At 74.3% G+C, this 18983-nt stretch carries 18 protein-coding genes; 9 read left to right on the forward strand and 9 right to left on the reverse strand.

Going from position 1 to position 18983, the window contains the following annotated elements:
• Positions 1-387 precede the first annotated feature (387 nt).
• The 4 genes from ACFWIS_RS23715 (at position 388) to ACFWIS_RS23730 (ending at position 3498) form a co-directional block, all read left to right on the forward strand.
• A complete protein-coding gene (locus tag ACFWIS_RS23715) occupies positions 388-576 on the forward strand; it encodes a DUF397 domain-containing protein (protein WP_360243590.1) in 189 nt (62 codons plus the stop codon).
• A gap of 778 nt (positions 577-1354) precedes the next feature.
• Positions 1355-1849, forward strand: coding sequence for a hypothetical protein (locus ACFWIS_RS23720; RefSeq protein ID WP_188303961.1), 495 nt, complete (start codon positions 1355-1357; stop codon positions 1847-1849).
• A 65-nt stretch (positions 1850-1914) separates the two neighbouring features.
• Positions 1915-1998, forward strand: a complete 84-nt coding sequence (locus ACFWIS_RS23725; RefSeq protein WP_363440578.1) for a putative leader peptide — start codon at positions 1915-1917, stop codon at positions 1996-1998.
• Between the two features lie 333 nt (positions 1999-2331).
• Entirely contained in the window at positions 2332-3498 is a 1167-nt protein-coding gene (locus ACFWIS_RS23730; protein ID WP_380523982.1) for an acyl-CoA dehydrogenase family protein, read from the forward strand.
• A 28-nt stretch (positions 3499-3526) separates the two neighbouring features.
• On the opposite strand, the gene ACFWIS_RS23735 is transcribed toward ACFWIS_RS23730, so the two are convergent.
• Positions 3527-4750, reverse strand: coding sequence for a phosphotransferase (locus ACFWIS_RS23735; RefSeq protein WP_380456746.1), 1224 nt, complete (start codon positions 4748-4750; stop codon positions 3527-3529).
• Between the two features lie 472 nt (positions 4751-5222).
• Between ACFWIS_RS23735 and ACFWIS_RS23740 the strand changes: the two genes are divergently transcribed.
• Positions 5223-6704, forward strand: coding sequence for a hypothetical protein (locus tag ACFWIS_RS23740; protein ID WP_380456744.1), 1482 nt, complete (start codon positions 5223-5225; stop codon positions 6702-6704).
• Positions 6705-6888: 184 nt separating this feature from the next.
• Here ACFWIS_RS23740 and ACFWIS_RS23745 read toward each other — a convergent pair whose 3' ends face one another.
• The gene (locus tag ACFWIS_RS23745; protein ID WP_380456743.1) at positions 6889-7458 is read right to left on the reverse strand and encodes a hypothetical protein; all 570 of its coding nucleotides are present in this window, start codon (positions 7456-7458) and stop codon (positions 6889-6891) included.
• 287 nt (positions 7459-7745) lie between these two features.
• Between ACFWIS_RS23745 and ACFWIS_RS23750 the strand changes: the two genes are divergently transcribed.
• Positions 7746-9245, forward strand: a complete 1500-nt coding sequence (locus tag ACFWIS_RS23750; RefSeq protein ID WP_380456741.1) for a HEAT repeat domain-containing protein — start codon at positions 7746-7748, stop codon at positions 9243-9245.
• 317 nt (positions 9246-9562) lie between these two features.
• Here ACFWIS_RS23750 and ACFWIS_RS23755 read toward each other — a convergent pair whose 3' ends face one another.
• From ACFWIS_RS23755 to ACFWIS_RS23765, 3 genes are all read right to left on the reverse strand, one after another.
• Entirely contained in the window at positions 9563-10405 is an 843-nt protein-coding gene (locus ACFWIS_RS23755) for an undecaprenyl-diphosphate phosphatase (protein WP_380456816.1), read from the reverse strand.
• Between the two features lie 223 nt (positions 10406-10628).
• Entirely contained in the window at positions 10629-11327 is a 699-nt protein-coding gene (locus ACFWIS_RS23760; protein WP_380456814.1) for a class I SAM-dependent methyltransferase, read from the reverse strand.
• A gap of 94 nt (positions 11328-11421) precedes the next feature.
• The gene (locus ACFWIS_RS23765) at positions 11422-11958 is read right to left on the reverse strand and encodes a PadR family transcriptional regulator (protein WP_380456739.1); all 537 of its coding nucleotides are present in this window, start codon (positions 11956-11958) and stop codon (positions 11422-11424) included.
• A 125-nt stretch (positions 11959-12083) separates the two neighbouring features.
• Between ACFWIS_RS23765 and ACFWIS_RS23770 the strand changes: the two genes are divergently transcribed.
• Entirely contained in the window at positions 12084-12851 is a 768-nt protein-coding gene (locus tag ACFWIS_RS23770) for an alpha/beta fold hydrolase (protein WP_380456737.1), read from the forward strand.
• A 77-nt stretch (positions 12852-12928) separates the two neighbouring features.
• Here the strand turns inward: ACFWIS_RS23770 and pxpB are convergent, their stop codons facing one another.
• The 4 genes from pxpB to ACFWIS_RS23790 form a co-directional block, all read right to left on the reverse strand.
• A complete protein-coding gene (gene pxpB / locus ACFWIS_RS23775) occupies positions 12929-13570 on the reverse strand; it encodes a 5-oxoprolinase subunit PxpB (protein WP_380456735.1) in 642 nt (213 codons plus the stop codon).
• On the reverse strand, positions 13567-14343 hold the full coding sequence (locus tag ACFWIS_RS23780) for a LamB/YcsF family protein (protein WP_380456733.1): 777 nt from the start codon (positions 14341-14343) through the stop codon (positions 13567-13569). The genes pxpB and ACFWIS_RS23780 overlap by 4 nt, the downstream gene beginning before the upstream one ends.
• Before the next feature lie 142 nt (positions 14344-14485).
• A complete protein-coding gene (locus ACFWIS_RS23785; RefSeq protein ID WP_380456731.1) occupies positions 14486-15010 on the reverse strand; it encodes a hypothetical protein in 525 nt (174 codons plus the stop codon).
• Positions 15011-15210: 200 nt separating this feature from the next.
• Positions 15211-16245, reverse strand: a complete 1035-nt coding sequence (locus ACFWIS_RS23790; RefSeq protein WP_380456729.1) for an IPT/TIG domain-containing protein — start codon at positions 16243-16245, stop codon at positions 15211-15213.
• Positions 16246-16439: 194 nt separating this feature from the next.
• Between ACFWIS_RS23790 and ACFWIS_RS23795 the strand changes: the two genes are divergently transcribed.
• Complete coding sequence (locus ACFWIS_RS23795; protein ID WP_380456812.1) at positions 16440-17975, forward strand: hypothetical protein; 1536 nt, start codon at positions 16440-16442, stop codon at positions 17973-17975.
• A gap of 70 nt (positions 17976-18045) precedes the next feature.
• Positions 18046-18921 (forward strand): hypothetical protein, encoded by an 876-nt coding sequence (locus ACFWIS_RS23800; RefSeq protein ID WP_380456727.1) that lies wholly within the window; start codon positions 18046-18048, stop codon positions 18919-18921.
• Positions 18922-18983: the final 62 nt, after the last annotated feature.

Here is an 18983-nt window from a genome sequence, read left to right on the forward strand (position 1 = left end):
TCGTGGGCGGCGTACGGGCTTTGCACGGGCTTCCCGCGGCGGATCCGCGGGCCGCTCGCGGCGGGTGTACGGGCTTCCTGCGGGGTGTCCGGGCCCGTCCGGCCCACCCGGGCACCCACGCGTCCTGGCAGCACTCTGGCAGCTGCCCGCCGCCCCGCCGGTCGGGACACGCCCCACCGGGCCCCGAGCGCTTCTCCGGCGGCGCCCCTCCCGGCCGGGGGAGTCCTGGTCAACCCGCTGACCGGGCCGGGGAGGTGTGGCTAGGCTGGCCGTGGAAACCCGTCGGGAGGAGATCGGTCAGTGGCAGTCAACAGCGGGACGGACACCGGGGCGGACACCGGGACGGTCGGCGTCGAGCCGGAGCTCGCGCGGAACGGGAAGCCGAAGGTGGACTTCACCGGGGCCGAGTGGCTGTGCAGCAGCCAGGGTGTCGGGGACGTCCAGATCGCGTTCGTGGACGGGTACATCGGGATGCGGGACGGCCGTCAGGAGGACGGGCCGGTCCTGGTCTTCACCCCGGCCGAGTGGCGGGCCTTCGTGCTCGGCGCCCGGGACGGCGAGTTCGACCTCACCTGAGCGCCCGCGCGCCTCCGGAAGCACCTGCGGAGCGGCCCGAGCTGCGGCGAGCCGACAGCGTCGGGACCGCTCCGCAGGTGCTTCCGGAGGCGGGGCCGACGCCGATTCCGGCACCGAACATCACAACTGATGATCTATTGAGCGTGCCACGTCAGAATTTCTGTTGACTGTTAGACAAACGCAGCTCAGAGTATGAGCACAGGCAGACGCCGTGCCCACCGCCCCCACGCGGCCAGACACGGCGCCTGCTGTGCGGCCCGGCATTTGCCAGGCCTGCCTCCCAGTCATCCCCTGCGCACCGGGGTGCGTCGGCCGGTCCCGGCCCACGAGGGGCCGGCAGTCGCCGGGAGGCTGGCGCCGACGCCGAGAGCGACTCGGACGACGGCACCGTTTGCTCGGGACCCGCACGCCCCCACGCGGCGGTGTCCCGAGCAGATCCACGGGAGCGACGGGCCGGGGCCCCGCGGATCTGGCTCTTGTTGCACGGAACTGCAATGGAATTGTTGGCTTGTGTGTTGTGCTCTGCGCGACGACGAAGCTGGGTGCTCGGCAGTTCGGCACGACAAGTGCACGGTGAGGGAAACGCGTGTAGGGCCGCGTTGCGACATGCCGTCCCCCCGGAGGGTGAAACCCAGAACGGCTGTCGTGCTGAACCGAACGTAGCCCGGACGGTTGCTCAGAGTCAACATTGGTCTCTGAGCGTCGACCTCCCGCCCGTCCCCCGTCGGTGTCCCACCCGCCTCGCGAGTGTGGTGTGCCGGACACGTACGATGTTCCCATGTCTTTTCTCCGCCGTCGCTCCGGACAGCCCGCCGGCCCGGACTTCGACGTGCTCGCGATGGACCCGGGCGACTGGCCCGGCGACTTCGGTGCGGCCATGATGACCGGCCCGGACGGCTCCTGCCAGGGGATTTTCCTGCGCTACGACCTGTTCGGCGGCAGAGGCCCGGCGATGTTCATCGGCAACCTCCCCGAGGGCTCGCCCGCCCGGGAGACCGGTGACGACGTGCCCTTCGAGGTGCGCCAGCTGCTCGCGGCGCTGGAGAACGACGAGCCGGTCGAGTTCGTCTCGGCCGAGGACTTCCCGGTCATGCTCGGGGACGACCTGCTGATCGTGAAGAAGGTCAAGACCAGCGAGGAACGCGTGTTCTGCGCCCAGTTCGGCCGCAGCGACGGCGTCCTGGTCACCATCGCGTCCTGGGACCGACCGATTTCGGACGACCTGTATCAGCTGCTGAAGCCGCTTCCGGCCGACATGTTCCAGCAGGGCTGACCGGACCCACCCGGGGCGCGGACACTGCTTGACGGTATCGATCACCGGTTCGTACAGTCGCGAACATGCCGTGCCGTCTCCCGCTGTTGACCCGTCGCAGGCATCTGGACCTGTGCCGGACCGCCAGCGCGGTGTGTCCGGGCCACTGAGGGGGGATCTCGCCCCCGTGGCGGCGGGCGGCCGACCGGACCGGGTCGGCGCCGAATCCGGGGGAGGGTCGTGGGCCGGCCTCCGGGGCCGCCGGCCGGTTCCGCGCGCCCCCGCGGCGTGCGTCCACACCCGCTGAGCCCATGCTGTCGCCCGGAGGCACCAGCACCATGACGACCATCGCCGCAAACGATCGTTCACCAAATGATCGTCCTCGAACCGAAGCGACGGATTCCGGCCATCCCGCGCCGACCGCCCCGCTCGCGCGCCCGGCGGCCCCCGTACGGCCCGCGCGGCCCGCGGCGCCCACCCCTCCCGCGGCGCCGGTGACACCCGTGCCGCCCGTGCCCGAACGCCCGGCGGTCGAGGCCGCCCTGGCCGGTCTGCCCCGGGTGGTCGACCTGCTCGCCGCCCGCGCCGAGGAGCACGACCGCGACGCGACCTTCCCGTACCAGGGCATCGAGGCCGTCCACGAGGCCGGGCTGCTCACCCTGACCGTCTCCCAGCGCTACGGCGGACCGGGCGGCACCCTCGCCGACACCGTCCGGGTGCTGGCCCAACTCGGCCGCGGGGACGCCTCGGTGGCCGTGGTCACCGCCTTCACCCTGCTCCAGCACGCTGAACAGGCCCGCCGCGCCGGCTGGCCGACGGCCGGCTACCGTCGGCTGCTCACCGAGTCCCGGCGCGGGCCGGCGCTGGTCAACACGCTGCGGACGGAGCCCGGTGGCGGACCGGACGACCTGCCCGGGACGGTGGCCCGGCGGGACGACGAGGGCTGGCTGCTCACCGGCCGGAAGACGTACTGCACCGGCGCCGAGGCGCTGGCCTGGATGGCCGTCACCGCGCGGACCGACGAGCCCGAGCCCCGGATCGGGACGTTCCTGGTCCGCGGCGAGAGCGAGGGCCTGGAGATCGACCCGACCTGGGACCAGCTCGGCCTGCGGGCCAGCGCCAGCCACGACATCGTGCTCGACGCGGTGCGGGTCCCGCTCGAACTCGGCCTCGGGCTCCGCACACCCGGCCAGGCGGACGCCGCGGAGGCCGGACTCGCCCGCGCCTGGCAGGACCTGGCCCTCGCCGGGGTGGCGGTCGGGGTCGCCCGGGCCGCTGAGGCCTGGCTGGTCCGCTTCCTGAACCAGCGAACTCCGGCCAATCTGACCGAGCCGCTCGGCACCCTGCCGCGCTACCGCTGCGCCCTCGGCGAGATCGACGCCCAACTGATCGGCGCCGAGGAACTGCTGCACGGCCTGGCGCCCCGGGTGGACCGGGGCGAGCCGGACGCCGTGGCCCGGACCGGCCCGGCCCACCTGCTGGCCGTTCGGGCCGCCACCGCGGCCGTCCAGCAGGCCGTCGCGCTCACCGGCAACCCGGGGCTGAGCCGGCGTCACCCGCTGGAGCGCTACCTGCGGGACGTGCTCAGCAGCCGGGTGCACCTGGCGCCCGAGGATGACGTCCTGGACGCCGCCGGCCGGGCCGCCCTGGAGCGCGGCGCCCGGCCGTGAGCCGGTGGGTCGGGAGGCCCGGGGCGGGTCAGCGGGTGCCGACCGCGGCCCGGACCGCCCGGCGGGCCAGCGCGGCGTCGTCGTAGAGCCGGCGGATCATGATCCGCTGCTCCTCGCCGGCGCCCGGCACGTCGTACAGCCGGATCTCCCGCATCAGCACCAGCACCAGGTTCACCAGGAACGCGTCCCGGGCCAGCGTGCCGCCGCTCTGGGCGAGTTGGCTGATCTGGCGGCGGGCGGCGGTGTCGCCGGAGAGCACGCTCCACAGCACCGCCAGGTCGTAGCCCGGCAGGTACCAGCCGGCCTGCTCCCAGTCCACCAGCACCGGGCCGGAGGGCGCCAGCAGCATGTTGCTGAGCAGGGCGTCGCCGTGGCACAGCTGCAGCGGGGTGGTGCCCAGGCCGTGCAGCAGGCCGCGCAGGTCGCCGGCGTCCCGGTCGGTGAGCTGGCCCACCGAGTGGTAGCGGGCGATCTCCAACTGGTAGTCCAGGCGCGGCTGGAAGACGTCGCTCGGCGGCCGCCAGAGGTTCAGCGTCCGGACGGCGTTGAGCAGCGCCCGCACCTCGCCCGGGGTGGGCGCGTTGACCGGGTGGCGCTCCCGGGCGGCCGGGCGGCCGGGGACGCGCTCCATGACGAGCACGCAGCGGTCGTGGTCGGCCGCGACCAGCCGGGGCAGCCGCACCGGCGGGCGGTGCCGGACGAACGCCCGGTAGACCGAGACCTCGTGGTGGAAGTCGGCCACCAGCTGCTCGAAGTACTCACTCCGCACCGCCTGCGGCGCCAGGCACTTGGCGACCACCGGCGCCCGCCCGATGGTGCCCGCCACCAGGATGTGGCGGCTGCCCTCGCGCAGGACCTGGCGCGGGGTGAACGCCGGACATATCCGCGCGACGCTCCCCAGGGCGGCCCGTACCGCCGGGGTCTGCAGTGCCGACGGGTCGATCCGCTCCGGCCCGACCGGCTGGCCGGGCCGCCGGGCGCGCAGCACCTGGCCGTCGGCCTGCCGGGCCAGCGGGAGGCGGTGGCCGGCCGGCGGGAGGGCCTGCGGGGCGGCCTCGGGGGCGCGCAGCCCCAGCGCCGTGCGGCCGGACGGCACCCGGGCGTCGGCGGACCGGCCCTCGGTCCCGCGCGGAGCCACCGGCCGGCTCGCCGGGGGCAGCTGCTTGGGCCCCGGACGGCCGGCGGCCGCGTTGGGGGGGCGCAGCGCGGTCCGGTTCGCGGTCGGCGTGGGGGTCGTCGCTGAGGAGTACATGGGCTGAGGGGGGTCCCTTCCGGTCCGTCTGCGGGTTCGCCCCGCGGGGGCGGGGAGGGCTGGTGCCGTGTGCTTCCTGGCGTGACGGCGGCCCTGGTTCGGTCGGTGGGTGGTGCGCGGGCGCCGGGCACGGACGCGGGGCCGGAACCCCTGCTCGGCGGTGCTCAGGCCGTCCGCACCCTGGGGAATGCGGTCGGCCGGGCTGCCGTGGCCGTGCCCGGCGCCCCCGCGCCACCCGGCCGCGCCACCCCCTCGGGTGAAGACCGGGAGCGCCCCGTGCCACGGTCGGGGGAGTGCCCCGACGCTGGTGGGACGCCGCCCGACCCGAGGGGCGAGGTGGCGCATCCCTACAACACACCCGTCGGGCACTGGCTTTGTAGTCTGGCGGGCCCTGGCGAACGGTGGCGAATGCTCGCCTGGCACTTGCCCGAGCCTCTAGCCTCGGAGGTGCCGAGGAACCTGGGGGCTTCATTTGAGCAGGGAACCCAACACCCGACTCGCCGATCTGTTCGTCCTGACCGGATGGTCCAAGGGCGAACTGGCCCGGCTGGTCAACCGTCGGGGTGCCGCGCTGGGGCAGCAGCAGCTGTCCACCGACACGTCGAGGGTACGGCGGTGGATCGAGCAGGGGGAGATCCCGCGCGATCCGGTGCCGAGGGTGCTGGCAGCCGTGTTCACGGAGCGGCTCGGACGTGTCGTCACCACTGAGGACCTCGGTCTGGAACGACACCGGCCCACCAGGTCCGGAGCGGAGCCGTCCGCAGCAGTCCCGTGGTCGCCGGATCGAACAGCCGCGGTCCTCACCGAGTTCACGGGAATGGACCTCATGCTGAACCGACGTGGATTGGTGGGCGCCGGAGCCGCGCTCACGGCCGGGGCGGTCGTCGCCGACTCGCTGAAGGGCTGGTTGGGCGGGGACGCGGTCGCGTACGCGGCCTCGGTGCCCGGACCGCGCCAGCTGGTCACCGGGAGCGCCGCGCGCCCGGTGGTCGACGTGTACGACGCGGGCCCGGTGGGGCTCGACGAGGTGGAGTCGCTGGAGCGCTCGGTGCAGGTGTTCCGGGCCTGGGACGCGGCCCGCGGCGGCGGGCTGCAGCGCAAGGCGGTGGTCGGCCAACTCAACGAGGTCGGCGGACTGTTGACGCACCGCCACGCTCCGGCGGTGGAGCAGCGGCTGTGGCTGGTCGCGGCCAACCTGTCGGTGCTGGCCGGCTGGATGTCGCACGACGTGGGCCTGGAGCCCACCGCCCAGAAGTACTTCATGATGGCGGCCGAGGCGGCCAAGGAGGCCGGCGACCGCCCGCGGGCCGGGGAGGCGATCTCCCGGGCCGCCCGGCAGATGGTGCACCTGGGCCGGGCCGACGAGGCGATCGAGCTGATGTCGGCGGCCAAGGCGGGCGGCGGCCTGCTGCTGCCCAGAACGCGGGCGATGTTCAACACGGTGGAGGCCTGGGCGCGCGCCTCGATCGGGCACTCCCAGGACACCTACCGGCTGCTCGGCGAGGCGGAGGAGCTGTTCACCGAGGACGCGCCGGAGCCGCCGCCGTCCTGGATGCAGGTCTTCGACGAGGCCGAACTGCGCGGCATGCAGGCCCTGGTGCTGCGCACCCTGGCCGAGCACGACCCGGCGGCGGCCCCGCAGGCGCGGCGGCACGCGGAGCGGGTGATCGCCCTCCGGGAGGGGACCGGGCAACTGCGCTCGGCGCTGTTCGACCGGATCACCCTGGCCTCGGTGCACTGGATCACCGGGGAGCCGGACGCGGCGGAGTTCCAGGCCAAGATGGTGATGAACCTGATCGGCCAGAACTCCTCGCACCGGACCTGGGACCGGCTGCGCGAGATGTACCGGCTGACTGCCCGCTACCGGGGGCTGCCGGTGGTGGACGAGCTGCGGGCGCAGCTCGGCCGGGAGCTGCGGGCGGCGGACGCCAAGAACCGGCCGCGGCCGTCGTGAGACGGGCAGCCGGTCGGGAGGCGGTCGGGCCGAGATGATCGGGCCGGAGGCGGTCGGGCCGAGATGATCGGGCCGGAGGCGGTCGGGCCGAGATGATCGGTCCGGAGGCGGTCGGTCCGGAGACGGCCGGGAAGCTGTCGGCCGGGCGGTTCCCGGCCGGTGGAACGCGGATGGGGATCCGGGTTCAGGCCCGCCGGAGCAGCATGCGCAGCGCGGTGACGGTCCCGTCCGTGCCGAGCACGGGTTCGCCCGCGCACTCGACGTCGTCGTGCCGTCCGCAGGGGCGGCGGATCCGCAGGGTTCCGGCGGCCGGGCGGCCGTGCACCAGGGCGTCGGTCATCATCCGGCGCAGCAGCGGCCGGTCCGCCTCGGGGAGGCGGTCGGGCAGCCGGTCGAGGCTGAGCGGGCCGTGGTCCGGGTCGCAGCCGAGGAGGAGGTAGGTCTCGGCGTCCCAGCGGACGCCGTCGGTCAGCAGGTCCCACTCGGCCGAGCCGACGAGTCCGTCCCCGGCCGTGCCGCCGGTGTCTCCGTTGCCGAGGTAGGGGCCGGACGGTTCCTGCGCCGTGCCGTCCACTCTGCCGTCCGTTCCGCGGTCGGAGCCGTCCGCGGCGCCGTCGCCCGCTGCGCCGCGGGTGCGGGCCGCCCTGCCCGTGGGGCCTGCGGAGCGCTCCGTGTCGGAGCCGTCCGCGCCCGCCGGGACACCGTCCACCGTGGCGGTGTCCGGCGGGCGGGCGGTGCCTAAGGGCATGTTCATGACGGGTCCATCGCTGAGTGTGGCCCGCCGTGCGCGGGGCGTCGGGGTGGTGAGAAGACTGTCGCACAGCGTTCTCACCGGTGTGGGCGATTTGGACAGAACGCAGGCAAAATTCCCCTGGCATATGCCACTGTGGCAGCCGCCTTCGTCGCCCTGTGTGCGGAAGCGGGTCCGAGGCGGTAACCTTCGGTGATTCCGGCGCCCGGGCGCCCACCGCAGTACCGACCAGAGACCCCGGCGACGGAAATCCCGTTGCCACTACGACCGCCGCAACGGATGCTGACCTCATGTTCGAGCCAGTGATAGCACCTAGTGCCAGCCTCCTAGGCCTCCTTCAGCGAGGCCGTGGTGACGGGCAGCTCCACGCGCTGGCCGCCGACCGTGCCGAGGCCATCGCCGCGCTGGAGGAATGCGTCACCAGGGATCCGCGGGCCGACTGGCAGGTCGAGAGCCGCTCCCTCTACTACGCCCGCCTCTACATGGAGCTGGAGGCCTCCCTCGACGGCATCGAGGACCACCTCCACTCCGCCGAGGACCTCGTCAGCGATGACGAGAGCCGCACCGGCCTCGCCCTCTCCGTCCTGGGACACCTCGCCGCGTACGGCCGGCGCGACGCGCTGCTGATGCTGCGCGAGTACGCCGCCACCGGCGCCAACTGGGCCTGGGCCCTGGACGAACTCGCCCTGCGCGACGACGACCGCGGCCTGCTGCTGCTCGGCACCGCCGTGCTGGACCGCTTCGCACCGGGCCCCGAGGGCGACGCCGAGCTGCGCGAGTTCATCCGCAACGCCTACGAGCCCAGGCCCTGGCGGCTCTGGGCGGCCTACCACCCGAGGGTGGCCGCGGCCAGCGAGCAGTCCCCCTTCGACCTGTGGCAGCGCCAGCTCAACCGCGGCGGCGTCACCCCCGGCTGGTCCACCGCCGACGTGCTGGCCTGGGCCGACCAGGGCAGTCTGGGCGACCTCGGCGCCGCCGCCTTCCTGGGCCGGCCCGAGCCGGTGCGCGCCGACGAGGACCGCTCAGGCCCCGACGCCGTGGACCGCCGCGCCGCCGCGGCCGCCCGCTGTCTGACCGCCGTGGTCCGGCCTGAGGACCGTCCCGCCCTGCTGGAGGCGGCCCGCGACGGCCTGCCCGGCGCCCGGCGGGCCGCCCTGCGCTACCTGGTGGACCAGCGCGACCCGGCCGCCATCGAGCTGATCGAGGCCGCTGCAGCTGACGTGGACGACCGGATCGTCCGGGCAGCTCTGGAACTGCTCGGACGGATGCGCGGCCCCGAGGTGCTGGCGCAGGCCCGCCGCTGGGCCGACCCGGCCAGCGGGGGAGCCGACAGCGCGCTCGGCGAGACCGCGGTACGGCTGCTCGCCGACGCCGGGGAGCCGGCCGACGCGCCGCTGGTGGTCGCCGGACTGCGCCGCTGGATCTCGGTGCGCGGGGTCAGCGGTACGGGGCTGGGATCGCTGGTCGACGGTGCGGGGCGGCTGGCCGCCGCCGACGCCGTCCCGGTCCTGCGCCACATCTACGGCGAGGCCGGCTCCTCCGAACTGCGCGGCCGCGCCGCCCGGGCGCTCGCCGCCACCGATGTGCACTTCCCCGAGGGGCCCGCCGTCGAGTGCCTCTGGGACTGCGAGGAGTCCACGCGCGAGCTCGCCGCGCGCCATGTCGCCACCACCGGCGACGCGCGTGTGCTGGAGCGGCTGCGAAGGCTCGCCGCGGACCCGGCCGAGGAGGCCGAGGTCCATGCCGCCGTACGCGGCCGACTGACCGCAGCCCGGGAGTTCGGGCGCTAGGGCGTCGGTCGCCGATGCGCTGCACTGGGCTCCGCCCCCAGCCTCCGGCCGGGAGGTGCCCCACCTCCGCCTTGCGATGCGCGCACCCCGAACGCCGCCCCGCCCGCCCTCCGGGCGGACGACGGGAGTTTGAAGACAGGCCTTGGACGGACCCGACGTTCGGTGGGCCGGGACACCTCGACGGTGTCCCGGCCCACTGCTTTGCGTCGGGGCCCACTGCTTTGCGTCGGGGCCCGCTGCTTTGCGTCGGGGCCCGCTGCTTTGCGTCGGCGCCCGCTGCGTTCGGTTTTCGGTCGAGGGCTTGGTGGAACGCGGTTCTACTTGACCGGGCCCGCGTCCGGGGCCAGCACGCCGCCCGCCACCAGACCGATGATCAGCACGCCGAGCAGCACCCGGTACACCACGAACGGGAGGAAACTGTTGCTCGAGATGTACTTGAGGAACCACGCGATCGCCGCGTAGCCGACCGCGAAGGCGATCAGGGTGGCCAGGATCGTCGGCCCCCAGGCCGGGGCCGGTCCCTCGCCGATCTTGAACAGTTCCAGCGTGCCCGAGGCGAGCACCGCCGGGATCGCGAGCAGGAACGAGTACCGGGCCGCCGCCTCCCGGCTGTAGCCGAGCAGCAGGCCCGCGCTGATCGTGCCGCCGGAGCGGGAGACGCCCGGGATCAGCGCCAGCGCCTGGGCGAAGCCGTAGGCGGCCGCGTGCGGCAGGGTCAGGTCGGTGATCGGACGGGCGTGGCGGACGGCCCGGGTGCGGTCGGCGAGGGCCAGCACCAGGCCGAAGACGATCAGCGTGGTGCCGATGATCCGCAGATCGCGCAGATGGGTCTCGATGGAGTCCTGGAACAGCTTGCCGAGGATGCCGATCGGCAGGGTGCCGATGATCACGAACCAGCCCGTCCGGGCGTCCGGATCGGAGCGCAGCGCCGGGCGGAACAGCGACAGCACCCAGGTCCGGACGATCGAGGCGATGTCCCGGCGGAAGTAGATCAGCACCGCGGTCTCGGTGCCGAGCTGGGTGACGGCGGTGAACGCCGCCCCCGGGTCGTCCCAGCCCAACAGGGCGGAGAACACCCGCAGATGGGCGCTGGAGGAGACGGGCAGGAACTCGGTGAGCCCCTGGATCAGGCCGAGAACGGCCCCGTGGAACCAGTCGATCACCGAACACCCGCCAGGGGTATCAGGCGGGTGTGGTGCTGGTGCGGCATGGGCGGGTCCTTGCGGGTCGGAGCGGGCGTGCGGACGACCGCGACCCGCGCGGCCCGCGGCCGCGCACGGGCCCGGCGCGCGGCCGATGGTACGGGGTGGAGGTGACAACTCTTTGTTCACCCTTTAGCCGTGCTTTGCGCACCTGGGCCGTCCCGTCCCGCGCGGACCGGTGCTAGCCGGCCGGCCGGGCCAGGACCCAGGTGCGATCCTCCGTGAGGTACTCCTCGACCCGCAGACCGGCTTCTGCCAGGGCCTGTTCGAAGGCCGCCGCGGTGAGCGGACGGGACAGGAAGGTCTGGGTCCAGATGCCGTCCGGGAAGACGTACTCGGCGTGGACCGAATTCACCCCGGTACCGACCGGTGTCGCGGACAGGATCCGGGCCACCCCCTCCGTCCCGGCGATCCGGCTCTCCCGCGGCACGTTGCGGTGCCAGTCCTCCCCCTCGCGCTGCACCAGCACGCAGCCGTCCTCGGCGACGTGGCGGCGGCAGGTCTCCAGCAGGCCCTGGCGGACCGCCGGGTCGCCGGCGTGCACCAGGAAGGAGGCGAGCATGACGACGTCGAAGCGCTCGCCGAGGTCCAGCCGCTCGATCGGGCTGCACACCGTGCGGACGTCCGACCGGACCCGGGCCAGCATCTCGGCGGACTCGTCCACGGCCGTCACGGCGAAGCCGCGCTCGACCAGCGGGTGGGTCATCCGGCCGACGCCGCAGCCCAGTTCGAGGATGCGGGCGCCCGGCGGCACCGCGGCCTCGATCACGTCGGGTGCGTCGCCCACCGGGAGGCGGGTCCACACCTCGACCGCGCAGCCGTCCGGGGTGATCGCACCGGTGCCCGTTCCGTGGTAGCCCTCGCGTCGCTCGTCGCTCATGTGCGTGTCGTTGCCCATGGGCCTCATCGGAGCACGGGCCGGACGGGGAGGGAAGGGAGAGCGGACGGCTTTCGGTCAGCCGCCGGACGGTCCGTCAGTCGCCCTGCGGGCCCTCCAGTTCGGCCAGGGCGGCGCGCAGCCAGGTGAGTTCGGCCTCGGTCGTGGCGCGGGCGGTCAGCAGCAGGCCGCGCCGGAACGGGTCGGTGAACTCCTCGGCGCTGCGCGGGCGGTCGTCCTCGTAGAAGAAGCTGGCGGGCTCGGTGAGGAAGTCCAGCCGGCGGCGGAGCACGGCGGCCTGGGCGGCCGGGTCGTCGAGGTGGCGCAGGAAGGAGACCACCGTGGTCCAGCGGTTGCCGTCGCTGATGTCCAGCGGCTCGGGCTCGCGCAGCCGTTCGAGCAGGGCGGTGCGGCCGGCCGCGGTGAGGTGCAGGGTGTGCCGGGGCGCGGCGGCGCTGCCGGGCTCGGTCTCGCGGACCAGTAGGCCGTCGGCCTCCAGACGCTTGATCGCGGGGTAGAGCGAGCCGTCGCTGATCGGGCGGATGTGGCCGGTGAGGGCGGCGAGGTGGCGGCGCAGCTGGTAGCCGTGCAGCGGCCGGTCGTACAGGAACCCGAGGATCGCGAGTTTCAGCATGGGCTCACTCTTCCAGCTCTTCCGGACCCGTGTCCCGGGGCGCCGGTATATCGGTTCCGTTATACCTCGAAGCCGATGTATGGTCTGGCCTCGACAGCTTCCCACCGACACAGGAGCGTGTGCGCGTGCGCGAGACCCCCGTCACCCCGAACGGCGACCGGATCCGCTGGGTCGAGCTGCCCGGCGCCGAACCCGCCCGGCTCTACCTCCACGGGCTCGGCGCGAGTTCGCCCGTCTACTTCGCGGCCGCCGCCGCCCATCCGCTGCTCAGCGGGCACCGCTCGCTGCTGCTCGACTTCCTCGGCTTCGGGATCAGCGACCGCCCGGCCGACTTCGAGTACACCCTGGAGGCGCACGCCGACGCGGTCGCCGCCGCCGTCGCCGCGGCCGGCCCGGAGCGGGTCGAGGTGGTCGCCCACAGCATGGGCGGCGCGATCGCGATCGTCCTGGCGCACCGGCACCCCGGGCTGGTCGCGCGGCTGGTCCTGGTCGACGCCAACCTCGACCCCATCGCGCCCGACCGCGAGCGGATCGGCAGCAGCGGGATCGCGACCTACTCCGAGGCGGAGTTCCTGGCGGGTGGGCGGGCCGAGGTCGCCGAGCGGGTCGGCCCGTTCTGGTGGTCCACCATGCGGTTGGCCGGCCCGGAGGCCCTGCACCGCAGCGCCGTGCACCTCGCCCGGGGGAGCGAACCGACCATGCGCGAACTATTGCTCGGGCTGGACCTGCCGCGCACCTTCCTCCACCCGGAGGCGGACGCGCCCGCCGGTGCCGACGGGCTGCGCGCGGCGGGGGTACGGGTGGTGGAGGTGCCGGACTGCGGGCACAACATCATGCTGGACAACCCGGACGGCTTCGCCGCGGCGGCCGCCGCGGCGCTGGGCGCGGGCTGAGGAACGGCTGCTGCACCGGGACTTCCACTTGGGGCCTCCACCGCGGCGACGTCCTCACCCCCGCTGCCCGGCAGCGGCTACGCCCGTTCCGCGGTGAACCGCACCCGCGCCCCCGGCGCCAGCAGCGCCGCCGGTTCGCGGGCCGGGTCCCAGAGGGCCAGTGCCGTCCGCCCGATCAGCCGCCAGCCACCGGGGGAAGGGCTCGGGTAGACGCCGGTGTACCGCCCGGCCAGGGCGACCGAGCCGGTCGGGACGGCGCTGCGCGGGGTGGCCCGGCGCGGCACCTCGTAGCGCGGCGGCAGCCCGGTGAGGTAGCCGAAGCCGGGTGCGAAGCCGCAGAAGGCGACCACGTACTCGGGCTCGGTGTGGATCCGTACGGCGGCCTCCGCGGAGACGCCCCAGAGCGCGGCGAGCTCCGCCAGGTCGGCGCCGTCGTAGACGGTGGGGACCTCCAGCAGCGGACCGCTCGCCGCGGTGGCGGCCGCCGGACGGGCGGTGCGCAGCAGCGCCGCCAGCGCGGGGGCGTCCGTGACGCCGTCCAGCAGCACGGTGCGGGCGGCGGGGACGACTTCGTCGACCCCACCCAGTTCCCCGGCGGCCTGCCGTTCGCGCAGCCACCCGTACAGCGCGGCGACCTCGGCCGTGCCCGGTAGCTCGACCAGCAGCGCCCGCTCGCCCACCCGCCGCACCCGGCGGCCGGGGCCCCCGTCCGCCGTCATGTGAAGGCCTCGACCCGGACGCCGGCCGTGGCCAGGGCGCCGCGGATCCGCCAGGCGAGCTGGGCGGCGCCGGGGGTGTCGCCGTGGACGCAGAGCGAGCGGGCCTCGACGGCGATGCGGTCGCCGCCGACGGCCTCCACCGTGCCGTCCCGGGCGATGCCGACCGCGCGGGTGATCACCGACCCGGGGTCGTGCACCACCGCGTCGGGCTCGCGGCGCGGGACGAGGGTGCCGGTCCAGGTGTACGCGCGGTCGGCGAAGGCCTCGGTGACCACCGGCAGGCCGACGCCCTCGGCGACGGCGAGCAACCGGGAGCCGGGCAGTCCGAGGACGGGCAGCGGCCCGTCGCAGACGGCGCCCGCCCGCAGCACGCCGGCCACCACGGCCTCGGCCTGCTCGGAGTCGGTGACCACCCGGTTGTAGAGGGCGCCGTGCGGCTTGACGTAGGAGACCCGGGAGCCGGCCGCGCGGGCGAAGACCTGGAGGGCGCCGATCTGGTAGGCGATCTCGTCGGCCAGTTCCTCCGGCGGGACGTCCATCGCGCGGCGGCCGAAGCCCGCCAGGTCGCGGTAGGAGACCTGGGCGCCGATCCGGACGCCGCGTTCGGCGGCCAGTGCGCAGACCCGGCGCATCGTCGACGGGTCCCCGGCGTGGAAGCCACAGGCGACGTTCGCGCTGGTCACCACGGACAGCAGGGCCTCGTCGTCGGTCAGGGTCCACCGCCCGAACCCCTCACCGAGGTCCGCATTGAGATCGATCACCGCATCGGCCACGCCCGTCCGCCTCCCAGCAGCTGTTGAGCCAGATGGTAGGGCCTGGCGAGGAAGCCCGTCGGCCGTGACCCGGACGGCCGACGGGCCCACCGGCGCGGGTGCGAAGCCCACACGCCCCGGGGCGGCGCCCAGGAGCGCCGACTCAGTTCGCGGCAAGGCGTTCCTGGAAGGAACGTTCCAGCGGACGCAGTGCCCGCAGCACGATCAGCAGTGGAATGACGCCGAAGACACCGAACGACATGTCGATGAATCGCCAGGCCAGCGGGATCCCGCGGAGCGGCCCGCAGATCAGCGCCAGCGGGATCACCGCGCCGCAGGCGAGCACCGCCCAGCGGATCACCCAGATGTTGCGGACCGGGTCCTTGAGCGGTCCCCAGAAGGCGGCGCCGATCACCAGGTGGGCGAAGGCCAGCCAGTCGGTGCCGTAGGCCAGGAACGGGTAGTTCCGGTTGGTCTCGGCGATGCCGGTGTGGACCCGCTCGAACCAGGCGGCGACGGCCGGGACGTGGTCGGTCAGTGGGGCGGCCGGGCCCGCGGCGAACTCGGCCAGCCAGCGGGTCTCGGTCTCCAGCGGGAAGGCGGTCAGGCCGCTCAGTACCAGGCAGACCAGGAAGAACCGGAGCCAGCGCCGGGTCTTCCGGAGGGTGACCGCGGGGTCGCCGTCCATCTCGCACACCTCCAGCGCGCGCCGGGCGCGCGCATGCCGAATGTGCAGGCGGGCCTTGTCCCGTCTGCGCAAGAGCGACTCTAGACCCTGTATTTGAACGCGTTCAACATGGTCTCCGGATCGGCCCCGGACACGCCGATGCCCGGGCGCCTGAAGGGCCCCGGGCATCGGTGGAACAGCGGCCGCTCGGTGGAACCGGGCTACGCGGTGTACGTGTACGTCACCGGCGCGCTGGTGCCGCCCGCCGTGGTGACCGTGACGTCCACCGGCCCGGGCGCGGCGCCCGCCGGAGACGTTGCCGAGCAGAAGGACGGCCCGCAGGAGACGTGCGCGGCCGGCACCCCGCCGAAGGCGACCGAGCCGTAGGTCAGGCCGGTGCCCTGGAGGTACACCTGGGTCCCGCCGGCCACCGGCCCGCTCTTGGTGGTCAGGTTGCTCACCACCGGCGCGGGCGGTGCCGGCGGCGGGTCGCCGGTGTAGTCGAAGGCGGCCGGCGCCGCCGCCGTGCCGCCCGGGGTCACCACGCTGACCGGCGCGCTGCCGGAGCCGCCGGGCGTGGTCACGGTGCAGGCGGTGTCGGTGCAGGTGCCCGCGGCCGGGACGCCGCCGACCAGCACCATGCCGCTCGACAGGTTACTGCCGCTGACGGTCACGGCGGTGCCGCCCGTGCCCGGTCCGGTGGTGGTGTCGAGGCCGGTGACGGCCGGTGCGGCCTGGACGGTCGCCGGCAGGTAGGACCGGCTGCCGAGGTCGTACCGCGAGATGTGCCCGGTGGGGTCGGTGTCGTTCGGGTTGGCGGCCGTCACCGTGATCACGCCGGCGATCGGAACCCCGGCCGTGGTGCGGAGGTTGAGCTTCATGAACTCGCTCTTCCCGACCACTCGGGTGCCGGTGAGCACGGCCTCCAGGTGGCGGCCGTCGGGGGAGAGGGTCTCGGTGAAGGTGTAGTCGTACGGCGTGGAGTAGAACATCGCGCCGTCGGTGGTGACGCCCGGCGGCAGGTCGACGGTGAAGTGCGTCGGGCCGGTCAGGTCGGAGGTGCCGGCCGAGACCCAGCTCGCCGACATGGTGCCGGAGGTGAAGAAGCCGCCGGGGTAGTTCCCGCTCTGCGACACGGTGACGTGCTGGGCGGAGGTCGACGGCGGGCCGGCCGGCGCGGCCACGGCGGCGCCGGTGCTGAGGACGGTCACGGACAGGGCGGCGGCGAAGCCCGCCATGGCGGGTCGGGTGATCATGGGACGATCATCACCGGTCGGGCGCACCGCCCTCACGGTTTTCTCGAATACCGGTTCGGGAATGGCGCGATCCCGTCGAAACCACGTTCTGAATCCGTCCCCGACACGCCACCCGACCTGCCGTCCGGCCCCTCCGCAAGGTCCGTTTCGGTCGATGTCGGTGCGAACCTCTAATCTTGTCCACCGTGACCGTCATCGCTGACCCGCCCACCGGGCCCGGCCTCCGCCCGGCCGCCGGCGCCGCCGTGCCCGCCCCGCGGCCCGCGCCCGGCCCCGCCGCCGACGAAGGCCTGGCCCGTCGGCTCAAGGCGCTGGCCTGCACCGCCCCGCTGCACGACCTGGACAACCGCAAGGTCAACCTGGCCGGCGAGTACGGCGGCTACGCGATGGCCGAGGTCGGCCTCGCCGCGATCGACCTGGTCACCCTGCACATGGACTTCGACACCGGGGCCGACCGCGACATAGTGCTCGCCCGGATGCTGCCCCGGGTCGCCGCCCAGGCCCCGCACCGGCACGCCCCCGAGCACGAGCGGGTCGCCCGCTGGGTGCTGGAGTCGCTGATCAACGTCGGCAGCGTGGACCGAGGCTTCCGCGCCGTCTACGGCACCTTCGGCGCCGACGGCGAGTACGTCCGCCGCGACTACGACTTCAAGCTGATCGAGGAGGTCCCCGGCCCCGACGGCGGCGTCTACCTGCGCACCACCGACGAGGCCGTCAACGTCCTCGTCGGCGCGCTGGACACCGACGTCACCTCGGCCCAGATCGCCGCCGAGGTCAAGCTGGAGGTGCTGATCCGCCGAGGCCGCCTGGCCGACGCCCAGCTCGCCGCCGAGCAGGCCCGCTACCGCACCGTCCAGTACGCCGAGACGCTGCGCCGCGCCCTCGACGCCACCCGCCGCAACGTCCGCGCGGTCGACTGGATGAAGGCCGTCCCGGACCTCATCGACGAGGCGCTGGACCACATCGCCGACCGGTACCGGCACGAGAACGCGATTCTCACCAACATCCGCAAGGCCCGCGACGAGGCCGAGGACCAGGAGCACAAGCGCCGCGCCGCCGAACTGGTCGACATCGTCAAGGACTGCATCCGCCGCCACACCCAGCTGCAGACCCGGCTGCTGGAGGCCGGCCCGTTGTTCCGCGCCGAGCAGGACCGCCAGGCCTTCGCCACCCCCGGCACCCGCAGCGGCATCGACCTCTACGGGCAGCTGCTCGCCCCCGTGCTGAGGCTGCCGATAGAGCAGGCCGTCCGCCCCACCGGCGCCTTCTTCGCCCGCGGCGCCGGACTGCGCACGCCCGTCTCGGTCCGCGTCGCCGACCTGGTCGACCTGCTGCTCACCCCGCCGGTCGAGCGCGAGCACCTCGGCGCCGAACTCCCCGACCCGGACCTCGTCGCCACCCCGGACGACAGCCGCTTCTCCGAAGCCCAGCTGGAGGCCGCCCAGGAACTGCTCGACCTGCCCCCGGACGCCCCCCGCCGGCTCTCCGGCCTGCTCGCCGACGCCCGCCGGCAGGACCCGGAACTCCCGTACCTGGTCGCCCTGCTGGCCGTGCACGCGGCCAGCCCGCCGGTCGGCACCGCCTACCGCCAGGGCGAGGAGCGGCTGCTGTTCGCCGTGGACGACGGCACCCCGCTGCGCGACCGGGAGTTCGGGGGTGCCGACCTGATCGTCGGCAGCGCCCTGCTCGACGCGGTCGGCATGGCCGCCGACCGCAAGGACGCCGGCTGACCGGCCGGACACCCACGTTGACGCCCCACCAGACATTCCGTAGCAGCAACACCCCTGAGGAGCACCGCCCGTGACGACCCACCACGACACGTCCTGGGCGGCCGAGACCGAACCGGCGGCCCCCGCGCCGATCACCCCGGCCGACGTCGCCGACGCCGCCCGGCTGGTCTCCTTCGGCCTCCAGGCCAAGCTGCTGCCCGCCCGCGACGCCGAGTACGCCGAACTCGTCCGCCGCCACCGCGAGGACCCGCCGTTCGCCCGCCTCGCCGACGCCATCGCCACCGGCATGGGCCTGGTCGTCCTGGAGGTCTCGCCGCGGGCCGGCATGGCTGTCGCCGCCGCCGAGGAGTCGCTGTTCGCCGTCCGGATGGGCGACTACTCGCGCCGCGCCGCCTCCGAGAGCACCGACCGCTTCCTGCACGGACTGGCCCACCTCGCCGTCGCCGCGATGGCCTTCCCCCGCCCCGAGGACCTCGCCGACGACGGCTACCTCGGCCGGATCACCGTCAACGGTGTCGACTCCTTCGTCCGCCAGGCCTGCCGCCGCCTGGAGGAGCAGGCCGACGCCGACGGCGCCAACACCGACCCGGCCTCGGACGCCCCCGGCCTGGAGGCGGCCTGGCGGGTCTGGGCCCGGCGCACCGCCACCGGCGCCACCAAGGACGCCCGCCGGCTCTCCGGCTCCACCATCGGCATCGTGGCCAAGGCCGTGATGTTCCTGGTGGACTCCGGCTTCCTGCAGAAGGTCTCCGACGACTCCGGCGGCACCTACCGCACCACCGCCCGCTACCAGCTCCAGGTCCGCGACCTGGCCGGCAGCGCCGCGATGGCCGAACTGCTCGACCTCGGCATCGTCCCGGTCTCCGACGGCACCGCCAGCCTGCTGCCGCCGGACACCGGCGACGAGCTGGTCGCCGACGCCGGCCTGCCGTTCCACTCGCTCTGATCGCTCTGACTGATCGCTTTGATCTGATCGCTCTGACAACCCCATAAGACGCACGGAGAACC

Source organism: Kitasatospora sp. NPDC127060, from assembly GCF_042724935.1.
Taxonomy (GTDB): domain Bacteria; phylum Actinomycetota; class Actinomycetes; order Streptomycetales; family Streptomycetaceae; genus Kitasatospora.